This is a genomic window from Staphylococcus hominis subsp. hominis (genome assembly GCF_002901845.1).
In the GTDB taxonomy this organism is placed as follows: domain Bacteria; phylum Bacillota; class Bacilli; order Staphylococcales; family Staphylococcaceae; genus Staphylococcus; species Staphylococcus hominis.
Genome location: NZ_PPQE01000030.1, coordinates 322,878 through 340,239 on the forward strand (window position 1 = coordinate 322,878; position 17,362 = coordinate 340,239).

17 protein-coding genes are annotated in these 17,362 nt (G+C 31.6%); 5 read left to right on the forward strand and 12 right to left on the reverse strand.

The features are described 5' to 3' along the window. Positions 1 to 13 precede the first annotated feature (13 nt). From CD034_RS10695 to cidR, 3 genes are all read right to left on the reverse strand, one after another. Positions 14 to 700 carry an LrgB family protein gene (locus CD034_RS10695; RefSeq protein ID WP_002449420.1) on the reverse strand — a complete coding sequence of 229 codons (687 nt, stop codon included), beginning with the start codon at positions 698 to 700 and terminating at the stop codon, positions 14 to 16. A 2-nt stretch (positions 701 to 702) separates the two neighbouring features. Then, on the reverse strand, positions 703 to 1,092 hold the full coding sequence (locus CD034_RS10700; RefSeq protein WP_002449529.1) for a CidA/LrgA family protein: 390 nt from the start codon (positions 1,090 to 1,092) through the stop codon (positions 703 to 705). Between the two features lie 202 nt (positions 1,093 to 1,294). Then, entirely contained in the window at positions 1,295 to 2,179 is an 885-nt protein-coding gene (gene cidR, locus CD034_RS10705) for a cidABC operon transcriptional activator CidR (RefSeq protein ID WP_103288382.1), read from the reverse strand. Positions 2,180 to 2,403: 224 nt separating this feature from the next. Between cidR and CD034_RS10710 the strand changes: the two genes are divergently transcribed. Both CD034_RS10710 and CD034_RS10715 read left to right on the forward strand, forming a co-directional pair. After that, positions 2,404 to 2,619, forward strand: coding sequence for a sterile alpha motif-like domain-containing protein (locus CD034_RS10710; RefSeq protein ID WP_002454831.1), 216 nt, complete (start codon positions 2,404 to 2,406; stop codon positions 2,617 to 2,619). A gap of 217 nt (positions 2,620 to 2,836) precedes the next feature. Next, positions 2,837 to 3,271 (forward strand): CHAP domain-containing protein, encoded by a 435-nt coding sequence (locus CD034_RS10715; RefSeq protein WP_019835140.1) that lies wholly within the window; start codon positions 2,837 to 2,839, stop codon positions 3,269 to 3,271. A gap of 73 nt (positions 3,272 to 3,344) precedes the next feature. On the opposite strand, the gene CD034_RS10720 is transcribed toward CD034_RS10715, so the two are convergent. Further along, positions 3,345 to 4,622 (reverse strand): hydroxymethylglutaryl-CoA reductase, degradative, encoded by a 1,278-nt coding sequence (locus CD034_RS10720; RefSeq protein WP_103288383.1) that lies wholly within the window; start codon positions 4,620 to 4,622, stop codon positions 3,345 to 3,347. A gap of 1 nt (position 4,623) precedes the next feature. Further along, positions 4,624 to 5,778, reverse strand: a complete 1,155-nt coding sequence (locus tag CD034_RS10725; RefSeq protein ID WP_002454828.1) for a thiolase family protein — start codon at positions 5,776 to 5,778, stop codon at positions 4,624 to 4,626. Positions 5,779 to 5,890: 112 nt separating this feature from the next. Between CD034_RS10725 and CD034_RS10730 the strand changes: the two genes are divergently transcribed. Further along, positions 5,891 to 7,057 (forward strand): hydroxymethylglutaryl-CoA synthase, encoded by a 1,167-nt coding sequence (locus tag CD034_RS10730; RefSeq protein ID WP_037555820.1) that lies wholly within the window; start codon positions 5,891 to 5,893, stop codon positions 7,055 to 7,057. A gap of 120 nt (positions 7,058 to 7,177) precedes the next feature. Here the strand turns inward: CD034_RS10730 and CD034_RS10735 are convergent, their stop codons facing one another. Further along, positions 7,178 to 7,699, reverse strand: coding sequence for a methylated-DNA--[protein]-cysteine S-methyltransferase (locus CD034_RS10735; protein WP_103288384.1), 522 nt, complete (start codon positions 7,697 to 7,699; stop codon positions 7,178 to 7,180). Positions 7,700 to 7,851: 152 nt separating this feature from the next. Next, entirely contained in the window at positions 7,852 to 8,316 is a 465-nt protein-coding gene (locus tag CD034_RS10740) for a hypothetical protein (protein WP_002449534.1), read from the reverse strand. Positions 8,317 to 8,642: 326 nt separating this feature from the next. On the opposite strand from CD034_RS10740, the gene CD034_RS10745 reads away from it, so the two are divergent. Next, positions 8,643 to 9,194, forward strand: coding sequence for a TetR/AcrR family transcriptional regulator (locus tag CD034_RS10745; RefSeq protein WP_002449497.1), 552 nt, complete (start codon positions 8,643 to 8,645; stop codon positions 9,192 to 9,194). Between the two features lie 65 nt (positions 9,195 to 9,259). On the opposite strand, the gene CD034_RS10750 is transcribed toward CD034_RS10745, so the two are convergent. The 4 genes from CD034_RS10750 to pruA all read right to left on the reverse strand — a co-directional run bounded on the left by CD034_RS10750 (position 9,260) and on the right by pruA (position 13,446). Then, a complete protein-coding gene (locus CD034_RS10750) occupies positions 9,260 to 9,448 on the reverse strand; it encodes a FeoB-associated Cys-rich membrane protein (RefSeq protein ID WP_002449289.1) in 189 nt (62 codons plus the stop codon). A gap of 11 nt (positions 9,449 to 9,459) precedes the next feature. Continuing rightward, positions 9,460 to 11,454, reverse strand: coding sequence for a ferrous iron transport protein B (gene feoB, locus CD034_RS10755; RefSeq protein WP_103288385.1), 1,995 nt, complete (start codon positions 11,452 to 11,454; stop codon positions 9,460 to 9,462). Positions 11,455 to 11,458: 4 nt separating this feature from the next. After that, positions 11,459 to 11,686, reverse strand: a complete 228-nt coding sequence (locus CD034_RS10760) for a FeoA family protein (protein ID WP_002449375.1) — start codon at positions 11,684 to 11,686, stop codon at positions 11,459 to 11,461. Between the two features lie 215 nt (positions 11,687 to 11,901). Continuing rightward, on the reverse strand, positions 11,902 to 13,446 hold the full coding sequence (pruA, locus tag CD034_RS10765; RefSeq protein ID WP_049419029.1) for an L-glutamate gamma-semialdehyde dehydrogenase: 1,545 nt from the start codon (positions 13,444 to 13,446) through the stop codon (positions 11,902 to 11,904). Between the two features lie 269 nt (positions 13,447 to 13,715). Between pruA and CD034_RS10770 the strand changes: the two genes are divergently transcribed. Next, the gene (locus CD034_RS10770) at positions 13,716 to 14,666 is read left to right on the forward strand and encodes an NAD-dependent epimerase/dehydratase family protein (protein ID WP_002454822.1); all 951 of its coding nucleotides are present in this window, start codon (positions 13,716 to 13,718) and stop codon (positions 14,664 to 14,666) included. A gap of 43 nt (positions 14,667 to 14,709) precedes the next feature. Here the strand turns inward: CD034_RS10770 and CD034_RS10775 are convergent, their stop codons facing one another. Then, entirely contained in the window at positions 14,710 to 17,217 is a 2,508-nt protein-coding gene (locus CD034_RS10775) for a glycosyltransferase (protein ID WP_103288386.1), read from the reverse strand. Positions 17,218 to 17,362 lie beyond the last annotated feature (145 nt).

Here is a 17,362-nt window from a genome sequence, read left to right on the forward strand (position 1 = left end):
TTCTGTATTCCCTTTAGTAAAACAACTTAATCATAATTGGAATAAGAATTGAACTAATAACTGCTGTTAAAATCATTCCAATTGAGCTAAATGCGCCAGATTCGATGTCGTGTTCTAACGCTTTTGCAGTTCCAAAAGCATGTGATGCATTTCCGTATGTTAAACCTCTCGCGATTGATGTTTTAAATTGACCAACCTTAAGTAGCATTGAACCCATCATACTACCTATCAATCCAGTAGTAATGATAAACAGTACTGTAATCGTATCTGTACCTCCAAGTTCTTGAGAAACTTCAATTCCTACAGCAGCTGTGATTGATCTAGGTAGTATAGTTACGATTGTTTCTTCTGAGTAACCTAATAACTTTAACGAACTAAACACTAACACAAAATTCAATATCACGCCAGCCATGACGCTTGAAAAAATGACCCCAATATTTTCTACAATCTTATCTTTATTTTTATAAAGTGGGTAAGCAAGACATACAACAGTGGCATTTAATAGATGGTTAATCCATTGACCGCCAATCATGTAATCGTGATAGTTTTGACGTGTTAAAAGTAAAACAATAATTATTCCAAGTGAACCGATTAATGCTGGATTCAATAATGGGTTATTATATTTACGTTGTAATATTTGAGCAAGTTTATACATTACAACAGTTAATAATATCATTAAAACGCCTTTTAATATATCCATTTTTAATGATTTCCTTTCTTAGTATGAGGTTTTTTCTTAGACATTGTTTCAGCAATAAATCCAGAAACAAGTGCCACACAGCTTGTACCAATAATAATCAAGAGGAAGAAAATAATATAACTTGTAGTGATATTAGAAACAATATCCATAATTCCTACAACTGAAGGAATAAAGAAGAAGACCATTGTAGTTAATAAGAAGTCGGCTCCTTTAGAAACCCATTCAACACGAATAATTTTAAAATGTAATAAAATATAAAATAATATCATACCGATAATACTTCCTGCTAATGGTATATGTAGCCATTTTTGTAGCAGTGAACCTATAATACTAATCGCTACCACCAATACGATTTGAAGAATAATCTCTATAATATTTAATGCTTTTTTCAAAACGACTGACCTCCATAAATTTGTCGAATTTGTTACAGCGATTTTTTAGTCTATATTCAAAATTGTAATCTATATTGATAGATTATAAAAATATTGATTTTATATATAACTTATAGTTATTTTCTATGGAACCGTTTTAAAAGTAAAAAAATAGTGAGAGAACCTACGTTAAGGTTTTTCACTATTTGTAAAAATGAATCGTTTACTTGTTTTCCAATCTCTCAGTCATAAATTTTATCCATTTAGAAGTTGCATAACTTAAAAGTTTATCTTTTTTCCAAATTGCTCCAAGTTCCCAGCTCATACCTGAGTCTTCAATTTTTATACTTTTAATCTCATCTTTTAACATCTTGGCAATATGTTCTGGTAAAATACTAACGCCTAATCGTGCTATTACTAAATATTCGATGAAATTCCATTGTGATACATTGGACACTGTATTTGGGATAAAACCAGCATTTTTTGCAGCAGCTATAATTTTATCATTAAGATAAAAGTCCTCATTGAATAATATAAAATCTTCATTTTTCAAATCAGCCATAGTCACAGATGAACGCTTAGCTAACTGATGTTCTTCACTCACTATAAGTCTTAAATCTTCACTATATAAAGACACATAATCAAATATGTTCTCATCTATAGGAATGGTCGTAATGCCAATGTCTATTTGATCGTTAATCAAACGATTTTCAATCGATTTACCCCCACTTTCATTAAGACTATAGGTAACGTTTGGATATAATTTATGAAACTCCGCCAAAATATTAATAAACTGTTGCATATCCATCACTGCTGACATCCCAATATTAATATGACCTGTTTCTAAACCAAGCAAGCCATTAATTTCATTTGGAATATTATCATATAATGCTAAAATTTCTTCACATTTTTTATAAAACACTTTTCCTGCATCTGTAAGAACTAAATAACGTTTTTGTCGATCGAATAAAGGCATGTCTAATTCTTTTTCAATATCTTTTATTGCTTTACTTATAGTTGGTTGAGCAATATATAAAGATTTAGAAGCATTTGTCATACCACCTTGATTCACAACTTCCATAAAATATTTCATATGCTTGATATCCAATTGCTCACCTTCTTAAAAAATTCTTTTTTTTATTATACATTATTTTTGTAAAAAAAATGTAAATTCATTCAATTTGAATTCATTCGAGAACTGACTCAAATATGTATACTTTATGGAAAAATAATATTTATAAATAAATTATTTTTCATATAAACAAAACTATATTTTCAAATTACAAAAAATGTTATAATCAAAATCGGCTCAAGTGAATATGAGGTGATGAATTGAGCTTTTACGAATTTATGCAAAATTTTATAGGCGATGACACACCATTAGGTGAATTGGTAAATTGGATTAATCAAGATAACACTTTTCCTAAAGACGTGAAGAGCCAAAACGAAATATTGCTATATTTTCGAACAAATCCGTGTCTTGAAAACATACCGGTGACTAGTGTTAAAAGAGCATTAGCTGTTTTTAACCAATTCACAGATGTATGATTTCAACAAAATGTAGTTATACATTACATGGAAGTATCATCTCACCAAGGCGCCCTCGTGGCGTCTTTTTTTATGCAAAGATTTAGTTACGATGTATTACATATATTTCAGAAGTATTACAGTTATTTGTATAATTCATTTCTTATATTGTATTACAACTTTTTAAATAATAATATTATTTTAGACTTTAAATTATTTAATTTTTGAGGAGAACTTAATGAAAATTAAAACATTCATTTTACGTTTAATATTAGCTACGGCAATTATTTTTACTGGAACTTATACATATCAAAATGTTGAACATACACATACTTCTGAAGCAGCTGGTTATAACTATTATAATAAATATCAATGTACTTGGTGGGCATATCAACGCCGTGTTCAATTAGGTAAACCTGTTTCAAATCAATGGGGCAATGCCAAAAACTGGTACTATAGAGCTCAACGTGCTGGTTATAGAACAGGACATAAGCCTAAACGCTATGCTATTATGCAATCAACTGCAGGATATTACGGTCATGTTGCCATCGTTGAACGTGTTTACAGTAATGGAAAAATTCTTGTTTCAGAATATAATTATAACCGTCCGCTAGCATACAGTACGCGATATATTAGTGCATCTGCTGCGCGTAATTACAATTACATTTATTAATTGACACAACATAATAAGCCATGAGAATTTAGTGATGGAATCTCTTCCATTTCTAAATTCTCATGGCTTATTTTTAAGATTGGCGTATTGATTTTAAAATGCGTTCAGCCGCTTCGGTATTTGCTTTAGGTTCTTGTTTAAGTTGCTCAGCAACTTTTGAAATTTCTTCACCTTTAGCGCCTACAACAATCGCTAATGATTTATATTGCAAACTCATATGTCCTTTTTGAATACCTTCTGAAACAAGGGCTCTACAAGCTGAAAAGTTCTGTGCTAAACCTACTGCAGCCACTACATGTCCTAATTCTCTAGCAGACTCAACGTTGAGTAAGTCTAAAGAAGCTTTCGCGACTGGTAATACTTTCGTTCCTCCGCCAACAATGGCTAAAGTCATCGGTACTTCAATTGTGCCCACAAGACGTCCACGGGTTTCATCATATTTCCACGTGGCAATGCCTCTATACTGACCATCACGTGCTGCATAAGCATGCGCACTTGCTTCAGCACCTCGTGTATCGTTACCTGTAGCTAGAACAACGGCATGAATTCCATTCATGACTCCTTTGTTATGTGTTGCTGCCCGATGAATATCGACTTGTGCAAGCACTGACGCACGCTCCATTCTCTTAGCTACTTCTTCACCAGAATAATCGCCGCGATTTAAATCATTGATATCAATCTCACCTTCTACCCTTACAACAGAAGACGTTGCATGATTAGATAAGATACTCATTAATATCTCTTGATCTATTAATTCATTTTTTAGATAGGCTGTCACTGCTTCTAAAATGGTATTAAGCATATTTGCGCCCATCGCATCTTTAGTATCAACAAATACTTTAAGAGATAATAACTGTTCATTAGGAAACGCATCTATGTCAATACCACGATAGCCACCTCCACGATGGATGATAGAAGGATAGGCTTCATCTGCAATACGTTTAATTTGGCTTTCTCGCTTTTGAATGCGATGTGTTAAGTCTTCTGTATCTTTAACATCATCAAATACGATTTGGCCGATCATCAATCGTTCACTTTTTATCGTTTTAAATCCTCCAGTTTGGTTAACAAGTTTCGCTCCATAACTCGCAGCAGCAACAACTGACGGCTCTTCAACCATCATAGGTACCACATATTCTTTCTCATCTACGATAATTTTAGGTAATAATCCAACTGGTAACGTACCCTGGCCAATGACATTTTCGATGAGACTGTTTGCCACTTCCTCATCAATAACTGGATTGCTTAATAATGTTTGATAATTCGTTTTATCTAACCATCCGTAGTCTACTAATTGTTTTAATTTATCTTCTCTTGATAAATGACGAAAGTTTTTATCTAAACTTTTCATATTAATGTACTCCCTTTTCAATCATTAAAGCAATGCCTAGTCCTCCACCAATGCAAGCTGTTGCGATACCTGTATGTTGATGTTCTTGTTCTAAAGCATTCACAAGTGTTGTAACGAGACGTGCACCACTTGCACCAATAGGATGTCCTAATGCAATGGCACCACCATAAATATTTAAAATGCTATCAGGAATTTTTAAATGATCCTTAACAGGTATACTTTGAGCTGCAAATGCTTCAGTCATTTCTATAATATCAATATCATTAATGTGTTGATGTGTTTTTTCTAATAATTTTTTTACTGCATAAAAAGGTGCATAACCCATGTATTGTGGATCGCAACCTACTTCAGCGTAATCTCCTACTATGCCAAGAATTTCAAATCCATGTTCTTTTGCAAATGTTGCTTCCATTAAAATAAGGGCAGATGATCCATCATTAATACTCGAAGCATTACCACCAGTGACTGTTCCATTCTCTTTAAATATTGTTTTCAAAGTAGATAATTTTTCAACACTACTATTTGATCTTATACCTTCATCAGAAGTCATCTCATTACCTTCAGCGTCTGTCATTTTTATAATTTCGTTATCAAATTTACCTTCTTCAACGGCTTTTGCAGCTTTAGCATGAGAATGGTTAGCAAACTCGTCTTGCATTTCACGTGTTACATGATATTTTTCAGCTATATTTTCTGCTGTGACACCCATCGGAACATAATGGAAAGCATCCGTTAATCCATCATGCATAAAACTTTCTACAGGGTCTTCTCCGTCTTTTAAAATAAGTTTAGGTGCATTAGTCATACTTTCAACACCACCAACAGCAACGACTTTAGCTTCTCCTAATTGAATAAGTTGCTTCCCTAAAATAATTGCTTTAAGTCCTGAACCACATACTTCATTAATCGTCATCGCTGGAGTTGTATCAGGAATACCTGATTTAATAGCAATTTGTCGTGCAGAGTTTTGTCCTATACCACTTTGTAAGACATTTCCGAAAATAACTTGTTCAATAAGAGATGGATCGATATCAATTGATTCAATAGCTCCTTTTAAAGCTGTTGTACCTAGTTCAACAGCTGAATAATTTCTCAATTTCCCTTTATATTTGCCAATTGGCGTTCTTTTAGCACTTACAATAGCGATTTGTTTCATTCTTTATCTCCTTGCCTGTAATATAGATATAATTGTATTTTAGTAATTTATTTTGGTAAAATACAGAGTATTGTATTGTTAAAATTAGACTATTCGAAAGGATGACATGCCTGTGAATATAGGTATCGATAAAATCAATTTTTATGTCCCTAAATACTATGTAGACATGGCGAAGCTTGCAGAGGCTCGTCAAGTTGATCCAAACAAATTTTTAATTGGGATTGGACAAACACAAATGGCAGTAAGTCCAGTATCTCAAGATATCGTATCAATGGGAGCCAATGCTGCTAAAGATATTATAACAGAAGATGATAAAAAACATATTGGAATGGTTATCGTTGCTACTGAATCTGCTATCGACAACGCTAAAGCCGCAGCAGTTCAAATTCACCATTTATTAAATATCCAACCTTTTGCACGTTGTTTTGAAATGAAAGAAGCTTGCTATGCAGCTACACCTGCAATTCAACTTGCTAAAGATTATCTTGCAAACCGTCCTAACGAAAAAGTATTGGTCATTGCAAGTGATACAGCACGTTATGGTATCGAGTCAGGCGGTGAACCTACACAAGGTGCTGGTGCAGTGGCAATGTTAATTTCACATCAGCCTCGCATTTTACAATTAAACAATGATGCTGTTGCTTATACAGCAGATGTGTATGATTTCTGGAGACCGACTGGTTATAAATATCCACTTGTTGCAGGTGCATTATCAAAAGATGCATATATTGAATCATTCCAAGAAAGTTGGAAAGAGTATGCACGTCGTGAAGATAAATCATTATCCGATTTTGAATCATTATGTTTCCATGTGCCTTTTACTAAAATGGGCAAAAAAGCATTAGATTCTATCATTAATGATACTGATGAAACGACTCAATCTCGATTAACGTCTGGTTATGAAGATGCTGTATACTATAATCGTTATGTAGGTAATATATATACTGGATCACTTTATTTAAGTTTAATTTCATTACTTGAAAACAGAACTTTAACTCCTGGTCAAACAATTGGATTATTTAGTTATGGTTCTGGGTCAGTGGGAGAATTCTTTAGCGCCACAGTAGTGGAAGGTTTTGAACAACACTTAGATAAAAAAGCACATCAAGCTTTATTAAATGAGCGTCAAGAAGTATCTGTAAAAGAATACGAATCGTTCTTCAGACGTTTTGATGATTTATCTTTTAATCATGAGATTGAAAACGTAGAAAACGATAAAAATATCTTTTATTTAGAAAACATTGAAGATGATATTAGATATTATCATTCTCCTGAATAATGTATGTCAATCCGATATTAAAAAAGGTGGGACGATGTACTCAAAATGAATTCGTCATCCCATCTCCCCAAAACATTATAAACGCCTAAGACAACTCATTATGTCTTAGGCGCCTTTTATTTATGGTTTAGTTGTGTATAATGGTCGATATAATTGACTCATATTCACATTTTCAATTTCTAACAATTTAATTTTATTATCAATTGTTCCACCATATCCTGTTAAACTACCATCTTTTCCTACAACGCGATGACAAGGAATGATGATAGAAATTGGATTTTTTCCTACAGCTCCACCTACAGCTTGTGCAGACATTTTTGGTTTGTTTAATACTTGACCAATATGTTTTGCAATGGTTCCGTAAGTAGTAAGCTCTCCATATGGGATCGTATTAAGATAAGCCCATACTTCTTGTTGAAAAGATGTACCATGAGGTTGTAAAGGAAAATCAATCTCTGGATTATTTCCTAAGAAATAGTCATCAAGCCATCGCTTTACTTTTTTTAAAATATATAGTTCATGATTTGTAGGAAAACGTAAATGCGTGTATTGATATAAATATTCTAATTGCGTCACTACTTCTCCGTCTGTAACGATTTCTAAATTACCTACTGGAGAGTGATAAAGCATTGAATAGAACATAATAGCTTCCTCCTTACTCTATTGTATTGTAATAAAAAATAAGAAGCGAGACTGAATTCATTTGAATTCCTCTTCTCGCTTCCATTAATCAATTCTGACACATTGATTTATAACTGTTTAATACTAAGTTTATTTTAAGAATACAATCGTTCTTAATTGAAGTTATATAATTCATAGCCTTTATCTTTAGCATATTCTAATGCTAAAATTTCTAATATATTGATAAATGCTGGCTCATCTTTAACATTTACATATTGGAATTTTAATCCATAATCTTCAGCAGTGATTGATTTAATATCGTCTTCGTTCAAGCCTTTTTGTTGAGCTAAGCCTTTTTTAAATTTTGTTGTGCCTACACCAGATTTTAAGTTATATTGTCCCATTTTGTTAAATAAGTCTTTCGTAATAGGTTGATAACCTGTTGAATATCCTCCAGTTTGACCTACAAATATTGGTGTTTTTTTATCAAAAATAACATATACACCAAATTTATCTTGAACTTTTTCACGATCTGGTTTACTAAATGATAAAGCATTATTTTTGTCATACTTAAATAATTTTTTAAGTTGTTTTTTATTATCTTCTTTAATTTGATTTAATCTTTTACTACCTTTCATATTTTACCATCCTCCAGTATAGAGTATTTTTATATTTTATAGAATTATCATTGAATCATTCTATAAAGAATACTATTTTTCTATAATTTTTTAATTTTTATTTATAATTCTAATTAATTTCTTTAAAATTTGTATACCCTATTCATCCTAGTTAAAACTTTTCTATATTATAAATTATTTAACGCTAAACATAAAAAATCATTTTTTTTATTAAATTGTAATTTATTAGTTATTCTCTATTTATTTATAGATATTTCTATTCTATAATCATATATTATGTATCTCTATATAAATATTTTATAGTTTACATGTTAGGGGAGAAAGACATGAATGATAAAGATTTAAGAGTGATAAAGACTAAGAAAGCGTTAACGAGTAGTTTATATGCTTTACTAGAAATAGAACCCTTCTCTTCTATTACAGTTCATAAAATTTGTGAAAATGCTGGTATTCATCGTACTACATTTTATAAACACTTTTATGATAAATATGAACTACTCGTCTATTTACTTGAAGTCATTGGGAAAAATTACTTTGCAATTGATATTAAGGAACGTATTAATCGTCCGTTTCAAGTTTTGTCTAATTCATTAAATCGTGAAACATTGTCTAGAATCGAACACATGCAAGAAGAGGATAATGAATACAACAAAGTTAGAAATCAGTTTCTTATAGATATTATCAAAAATGATGTTTATGAAAATATGGATCGGATAGCACTTGAAGAAACCATTCCTAAAAGCTTAGTTTTCTATGTTTTTGGTTCAATTATAGGTGGTTTTTTAGAGTGGCAAAAAAATGAGGAGACAACACTTACGCCTAAAGAAATGGATGACGTTTTTCATAAATTAGTTAATATTAAAACGATTAATTACTGATCAAACCATCGTTATATCGTTTTAATAAATAACCCCCGTCTTAATTCGACGGGGGTTATTTATTATTAATTATTGTTTTTTATATGATTTAATTTTAATTCATTTAACTCGCTAGATGCATTAATATCACAATTACAATCTGTATCGCAACTACCACATTTTCCTTGAGTAGAGCGATTAAAGAATTTATATAATGTATACGCAGCGTAACCAAAAATAGCAACAAAAATGATTACGTTTATTAATAAAGTCATTGTCATCATCCTTATATAAGTAATTTTGTTATTTGATAAAATGCAAATGTTAATATATACGCTGTAAAAATTGGATAAATTAATGCTGTAAGTGTCCATTTCCATGATGTTGTTTCTTTACGAATTGTTGCAACAGTTGAAATACATGGCACATATAATAATATAAAAATCATAAAGGCATATGCAGATAACGGTGTGAACTGTTGTTGAATGACATTGACTAAACCACCTTCACTAGAAGAATACAAGATAGCCATAGAACTTACAATGACTTCTTTAGCTAAGAATCCTGGAATTAACGTAGCGCCTGCTTGCCAACTACCAAATCCTAATGGAGCAATGAGATGTCCAAAGAATTCTCCAATACTGTGCATGAAGCTTTCATCAATCTGTACATTCACTCCATGAGGACCGATGTAACTCAATGCCCAAATGACTACAGAACCACCAAAAATAAATGTTCCTGCTTTTTTTACAAATCCTTTTGCTTTTTCCCAAGTACTTCTCCATAACTTTTTAATTGATGGAACTCTATATGTAGGTAGTTCCACAATAAATACGGAATTCTCACTTTTAAGAATAAACTTGTTAAGTAATGTACTTACAATTAATGCCACTACAATTCCTAATACATATAAACTTAGGACTACAAGAGATTGATACTTTTCAAAAAATACTCCTACAAAAATAGCATATACTGGCAATCGCGCCGAACATGACATGAAAGGTGCAATTAAAATAGTAATTAGTCTTTCTTTTTCATTTTCAATACTCCGTGTTGCCATAATACTGGGTACATTACAACCAAATCCAATAATCATGGGAATAAATGATTTTCCACTTAATCCTATTGATTCCATTGTTCTATCCATTAAAACTGCAATTCGTGCCATATATCCTGAATCTTCTAAAAGTGAAATAAAGAAGAATAATACAATAATTTGTGGCACAAATACTAAGACTGAACCTACTCCAGCTACAATACCATCTGTAATCAAATTTTGTAGAAATGGCGCAACATGTATATAATGCATGCCTGCCTTTAACCAGTCTGTGAGTGGTCCGCTAAAGAAAGCATCTAGCTGATCTGATAATGGTGTTCCTATCCAAGTAAATGTCGTTTGAAAAATCAGCCACATAATGACTAGAAATATTGGAATACCTAAGTATCTATTCATTATTATTTTATCGAGTTTTTCAGTTAAAAATTGCTGTTCTTCATTCGGATATTCAACGACGCCATCTAATAGACGATCAATGTATTGATTTCGAATGATTTCAATATGTTGTCGTATTGATACATCTAAGTGTTGACTTAACTTCTCTTTAATAGGTTCAATTTGTTCGGAAATGACTGAAGGTAGTTCTCGCTCGATTTCCGGATTGTCTAATAAATACTGAATTGCTATAAAGCGTAAACGTTTTGAAGGATATTCTGTATGTGCTTGAATGATAGAAGTCATTTGCTTAATCGCATCTTCAGTTTCTTTACCATAACTGATTTTGAAGTTACGTCTTTCTTTTGGATTTAAAAAAGACAATTCATTTAGCAATTCCTCCGTACCTTTTCCTTTACGAGCAACAATGGGAAATACAGGTACTTTCAGTTTTCTCATTAGACCTTCGTATTTAATTTTAATACCTCTTTGCGTTGCCACATCTACCATATTTAATCCAATGATAATAGGTTCATTTAATTCCATTAATTGTATTGTAAGTTGAAGGTTTCTCTTTAATTGACTGGCATCAATAATGTTAATCATACCTGTAAATGTATTTGTCATCAGATAGTCTGTGACAACTGTTTCATCTTTAGAAATAGGTGATAAATCATAAATACCCGGTAAATCGATTAAATTGCCAATATCTTTCTTTAATTGTCCAACTTTCTTTTCAACTGTAACGCCACTCCAGTTTCCAATGTATTCATACGAACCGGTTAGTGCATTAAACAATGATGTCTTTCCTACATTTGGATTACCTAATATACAGAAGCTTTCGTGCATAGGCTTACTCCTCTAACATAATTAAACGTGCATCACGTTGACGAATGCTTACACATTGGCCATTAATTTCAACAACACTTGGTCCATTTAACAAGCACTTTTGTTTAATACTGATTTTACTACCTACATTTAAGCCAAAGGCACCTAAACGATATAGCATATTTTTATTTTGAATATCAATTTGTTTAACTACATACTTTTTATCTTTTGATGCAGTGCTTACATTTATCATTCCACTCACACTTTCTATTTGTAATTAATAATCATTCTCAACACTTAAATGATAACCTTTTTCACTTACTTTTACAATTATTTATTTATTCATTTTTCATAAATTTTAGATATGACTCATACATTGTTTAGCGTATTTATTTTTTTGAGACTATAAAAAAAGCTATGGAAAATCGAACGAATTCGACTTTCCACAGCACCTACCACTTCGTTATGTTAGAACATCTCTGATACGACTTTTTGTTCTAAAAAGTTTAATAAATAGTCAGGACTGCCTGTTTTAGCGTCTGTACCTGACATTTTGAAACCACCAAATGGGTGGTAACCTACAACAGCTGCAGTACATCCACGATTTAGATATAAGTTACCTACATCAAATTCATTTACAGCTTGAATCCAATGTTCACGATTGTTTGTGATGACCGCGCCTGTTAAGCCATAATCTGTATCATTTGCAATATCAATGGCTTCATTAAAGTTATCGAATTTGGTGAAGCCAACTACAGGGCCAAAGATTTCTTCTTGCATCACTTGATCAGAAGATGTTAATCCTGAAATGATTGTTGGATGGATAAAGTAACCTGTTGAATCATCCGCTTCTCCACCAATTTCAATTTTTCCTTCTTTACTACCAATTTCAATATATTTTTTAATTTTATCGAATTGTTTTTTATTAATAACAGGTCCCATAAATGTATTATCAACAGTATTACCTACTGTTAAATCTTTTGTTAACTCAATTGCCTTTTCTAAGACTTCATCATAAACAGCGCTATGCACAATGGCACGTGAACATGCTGAACACTTTTGACCGGAGAATCCAAACGCTGACGTTACAATAGAGTGTGCAGCTAAGTCTGTATCTACACCTTCATCTACTACAATTGCATCTTTACCACCCATTTCAGCAATCACACGTTTTAAGAAAGTTTGACCTTCTTGTACAACTGCACTACGCTCGTAAATGCGTGTTCCTGTTGCACGAGACCCCGTGAATGTCACAAAATGTGTATGCACAGAATCAACTAAGTAATCACCAATGTCTTTAGGATCACCAGGCACAAAGTTTACCACACCTTTAGGTAAGCCTGCTTCTTCTAAAATTTCAATCAGTTTATATGCAGTAAGCACTGTGTCTTCAGCAGGTTTCAATAACACCGTATTACCTGCAACCACTGGTGCTAATGTTGTACCCGCCATAATTGCAAATGGGAAGTTCCAAGGTGGAATGGTTACACCTGTACCAATCGGTTTATAGAAATATTGATTGTGTTCACCTTCACGATCTAAGACCGGTTTACCATCTGCAAGTTCCATCATTGAACGAGCATAATATTCTATAAAATCAATACCTTCAGCCGCATCTCCAACTGCTTCATCCCAAGGTTTACCCGCCTCATATACCATGACTGCTGAAATTTCTTCTTTACGACGACGAATGATTGCTGCGACACGAAGCATTAATTCAGCACGATCTTTGTGTGACCATTTACGCCATGCGTCATAAGCCTTGTTTGAAGATTCAAATGCGTTATCTACATCGTCTTTTGTCGCTTTTGACACTTTAGCTACTAATTCAGATGTATTCGCTGGATTAATTGAATCGAATGTATCATCCTTAATGATATGTTCACCATCAATGACAATAGGAAGCGTTTGGCCTAAGCTATGTTTTACTTTTTCTAACGTTTTTTGAAATCTTTCAACATTTTCTTGTACAGAAAAATCAATACCAGGTTCATTTTTGAAAGGTACTACCATACTTCATTACCCCCTATATGTTTTTAAATATTTAAATTCATTCTCTAACCCTTTGTTTCTTAATCATGATATTTTCTATCATTAACTTCATTTTACTATGCTTACCCCTTTATTTGCAACCGCTTACAAAATTGTTTGTTTAAACTTTTCTTCAAATACCAATATAGCCCTATCAATACATTTTTTATATAAATAATTTATAATTTAAATAAAATAAAGTATAATAATCACAACATAATTAACCGACATCTAGAAAAGGAAGTATTTATATGAAAGTACTTATCACTGGGGGAGCAGGTTTTATTGGCTCCCATGTAGCAGAATATTTTATGAAACATGACACAGAAGTACATATTATTGACAACTTAAGTTCCGGCTTTTTAAAGAATATACCTTTTGTGAACAATGAACATATTTATATCAAAGACATCACCGATTTTGAATTTGTAACACAGTTAATACAAAAAGAACAATTTGATTTTGTCATTCATTTAGCTGCTATGGTAAGTGTAGTAGAAACTATTGAAAAACCAGAATTATCCAATCGTATTAATATAGATGCTACTGTCAATATATTAGAAGCAATTCGAATATATAATCCAAATATTAAAAAAGTCATATTTGCTTCTTCTGCAGCTATTTACGGTCATCTACCCGATTTACCTAAATCTGTAGAACAATCGAAACCATTTCCATTATCTCCATATGCTATTCAAAAGTATGCCGGAGAACAATATACTAAGATTTATAATCATTTATATCAAATTCCTTGTACTTGTTTAAGATTCTTTAATATTTACGGTCCTAGACAAAATCCAACATCTGATTATTCAGGAGTCATTTCTATTATGAATACTAAGTTTTTAAATCATTCAACCTTTACATTTTATGGAGATGGTGAACAAACACGTGATTTTGTTTATATCGATGATTTAATCAATGCTCTATCAATTGTTCTTAATACTACTCTAACGGATGGTTTTATCTATAATGTAGGCACAGGAATACAAACAAATTTGAAAGCTGTTTTTCAATCGTTCGAACATGGCTTTGATTATCATATACCTTATCAATTTGAAGCTCCACGTCTTGGAGATATTAAACATTCTTGTGCTGACATTACCCCGCTCAAAGCATTAGGTTACAATCCTAAATATAGTATTGAAGAAGGTATTACAGCTTATTTGACTTATAATAAACATAACAACATCACTATTTAATAGAAAAACGGTTAGCTTTTATTAATATGCTAACCGTTTTTTACTATTTGAGTAGTTTATAAAACTCTTTAAGTGCTAATTGATTATATTCTTGTGCGTTAAATACTTCATATTGAGATGGTCGTTTTTGAATACACTGTTCTAATGCGACTGTGATATCATCAATATCATGACTCACAAGAGTACCATATTTACCATTACCGAGTACATAGCGGTTTGCTATAATATCTGACGCGATAATATGAACCTTTAAAGTTAATGCTTCAAGTAATACCATTGATTGTCCTTCATAATGAGACGTTAAGCAGAAGACGTCTGCTTGTTTCATGATATAGTATGGATTCTTCCTTTGGCCTAATAAAAAGACATGTTTTTCTAATTTCAACCTTTTTATTTGTTGTTCTAATTGAACACGGATAGGGCCTTCCCCCATAATATATAACTTTGTATGCGGATGACTGACATGTACTTTACTAAATGCATCAATAAGTAAGTCAAAACCTTTTTCAGGTGATAATCGTCCTGCAGTTACAATTTTGAAATCGTCTTCCTTAAACGGTACTGAACTTATATCCCTATTATTGATGCGTACGAGTACGGATTGGTGTTGTTTTTCAAATTTTTCAGAGTCATCTAATTTTAGTTGATTGATTTTATTCAAATTAATCGTATTTCTGGAAGTAACAAATTTCTTATTCAATGATTTATCATTGATCTTCTGTTTATTTTGATCTTTAGAAGCATCGGATACACATACTAATTGATCAAATTGACTATACAGCGAGAGTACACCTTTTAAATTTTGATAATGTATTTTAACACCGTTAACTTTTCTTTCCATATCTGCTTTAATATCACTATGTAAATAAATCAATTTACGTTTTACTTTTGTTGCTAAAATTAAATTAGCCCAAAACATAGAATACCCACTAAAATCAATCGCATAGTCGAATTGGCTATGACCAAATACTTTTCGCATTTCTCTTTCGTATACTTTCTTCGGATATATCAAATGTTCTAACGTACTTTTTAATCCTCTCTGTCTTACGAAATCGATACTATACATTTCTTTCAATGATGCTGCTAATGGAGGTACTCTCAAAATAATTCTAACGTTCTTATTAATACGATTTAAGTTATTTAAAACTTCAAGATTTTTACTTTTATTAGTAAACAATGTAATGTCGTATTTTTCATAATCGACATTTTCTAATAAATTAATGATAGACGTTGTAATACCATTATTTTTCATACCACCAGGATAAATTAACACTCTTTTCTTAGCACAGATCTTACGTTTAGGACGCTTACGTTTACCCTCAAACAGTATGTTAATAAGTGTTTCAGTAACAGTTCCATCATCTAGATAGGTATATTGACGTTTAAAATATTGATATTTTTTCTTTACTGAATCATCATCATATACTTTTTGCTTGATCGCTGTAATCACATCTTCAATATGATGAACGACAGGACCAGGTAGGTCACGATTAGCAATATACATACCTCGTGATGATTGATATTCATCCAAATCTGGAGTATAGAAGACAATCGGTTTATTGGTTACTAAATAGTCAAAGAAGATACTTGAATAATCTGTAATCATTAAATCGACGATCGCTAATATTTCATTGGTATCAAAATAATCAGGAATTAAATAAGGTTTTAAACGTTTTATTTTAAGCGCGTCTTTATATAAATAAGGATGGACTTTGACTAACACTTGATAATCTAGATGATGTTTAAGTTTTTCAACTTCTTCAACGATATGATTTAAACTTGCCTCTGGTGCATTGACATCCTCGCCTCTCCAAGTTGGACAATACAATAAAATACTTTGTTCTTTACTAATATGAAGATAATGATTCAACTCGCTAATCATGTCTTTTCGATTTGAATTTAAAGTTAAATCGATTCTAGGATATCCAATTTCCAAAAATTCTCCACCATAAATATTTTCAAGTCTAAAGGCTCGTTTAAAAATCGTCGTCGTATGGTGATTAGGACTAATTAAGTAATCGCTGCTTAAAAAGTTTTTAATAATATTTTGAGAACCATAAAGACTATTTTCAATGTCTAATCCCATATATTTTAAAGGTGTCCCATGCCATGTATTGATATACATTTGTTTTGGCTTTTTAATGAAATAGGATGGAAAAGTAGAATTATTAATTAAATACTTACTCTCCGTTAATGCTTTCAAATATTCTCTTGATTCTTTAATAACAAACTCTACATTTTTATAGTACTTAAATCTTGCTTTATAAAATAGCAATGTTTCGTGATGATCTACTACCCATATGTGTTTATATTTACGGTAACGAGGTTGTTGAATTAAACTTTTAAATATTGCATATGGACTATCTGTGATACTTTTTCCATCTCTCACTTGATATAGTATCTGATATTCCTTAACGTTATTTTTTTTATAATATTTAGCGTAAGTCATTACTTTACTTGTATAAGCAGATTTATTTTTTCTTTGTATTGGCTTAAATAAAAAATTCAATTTACGTCTTAATTGATTTGTAAGACATGTCTTAAGTGTCATATTCATTATCCTTTCTAAGTTGCTTTTATTTCTCTTAAGTTGTTTCATTAAAATGAATTGAATTATTTCAATGATGCACATATAGTAATACACACATTCAGCACTCTACAATTATATCATTTAATTATATTATATAATAAATATT